This is a genomic window from Actinotalea ferrariae CF5-4, from assembly GCF_000603945.1.
GTDB classification, from domain to species: domain Bacteria; phylum Actinomycetota; class Actinomycetes; order Actinomycetales; family Cellulomonadaceae; genus Actinotalea; species Actinotalea ferrariae.
In genome coordinates this window covers 1-1,099 of sequence record NZ_AXCW01000498.1, presented here as the reverse complement: position 1 = coordinate 1,099, position 1,099 = coordinate 1, and the positions used below count along the sequence as shown (strand labels likewise).

1 protein-coding gene and 1 pseudogene are annotated in these 1,099 nt (G+C 77.6%); one reads left to right on the top strand and one right to left on the bottom strand.

What is annotated here, in order from left to right; genetic code table 11:
• A pseudogene (locus tag N866_RS21755) lies at positions 1-349 on the top strand (hypothetical protein); the annotation flags it as partial.
• Between the two features lie 104 nt (positions 350-453).
• Here N866_RS21755 and N866_RS20165 read toward each other — a convergent pair.
• Positions 454-1,099: M15 family metallopeptidase (locus tag N866_RS20165; RefSeq protein WP_173406183.1), on the bottom strand; the 646-nt coding region annotated here is incomplete at its 5' end.

Below are 1,099 nucleotides of genomic sequence, written 5' to 3'. Positions count from 1 at the left end.
CGAGGAGCTGCGCCGGCTCTGGCCGTACGGCCCCGTCACGGTGGGCTACGGGTCCGCCGCGGCGCCGACCGTGCGCGAGGCCGTGGCCGCGGCGCGCGCCGCGATCGAGCCCGGTGCGGGCGGCCGCGTCGTCGTCGCCTCGTACCTGCTCGCGCCGGGGTTCTTCCAGAACCGGGTGCTCCGCGCGGGCGGCGACGTCGTCACCGCACCCCTCGCGCCGGACGAGCGGCTCGTCGACGTCGTGCTGGACCGCTACGACTGCGCGGTCGCGCGTGCGACGACCGCGTGCCTGCCGGACCGTCGCTGCCCGGTCCTGGCTGGGTGCGCGGCCCGGACGACGGGTCACTGACGGCAGACGACGACGGCGCGGCCTGGTCGGCCAGTCGGTCGGTCAGGCCGGTCGGTCAGTCAGTCGGTCGGCCAGGCCCGTCGGCCAGGGCGGTCGGTCCCGGGTCAGTCGGTCCCGAACTCGAAGTGCCACGGCTCCGGCGGGCCGCCACCCCCGGGCCGCATGGCCTCGGGGTGGACCCAGCCGAACGCCTCACCGTTCTCGAGCATCCACCGGTAGCGCGGGGAGTCGAACTGGCCGAGGCCCCCGAACCCGCCCAGGTCCACGGCGACACCGAGCCCGTGGTTGGACTGGCCCGCCGGGGCCGCGAGCCAGCCCTTCGACACCCGCAGGGCCGCCTGCTGGTCGAAGGTCCGGTAGCCGCTGGTGATGACGAGGTCCTCGCCGAAGTCCGCCCGGTAGGCCTCGTTGACCGCCTCGAGCGCGGCGGCGGCGTCGCACCGCAGGAGCGCCGCGGGGGCGAAGTCGGGGGCGCAGAGCAGCGCCTCGGGGATCCGGCCGTTGGCCAGGCCGAGCGTCGACCACGACCCGGGGAGGAAGGACGACCAGCGACCGACCGCCGCCGCGCGCAGGGCGCTGGGCAGGACCGGTCGGGCGTCGAGGGCGACGAGCCCCGTGGTCGAGCCCGAGGCGGCGGCGACGGCCGCCTCGAGGTCGGCCAGGCCCTCGGCGAGCTCGACCGGCAGTGCGGAGGGGCTCACGCCGTCGGCCGCCGCGGGTGCCGTGGCGGGGTCGACCGGTGCCGCCGGG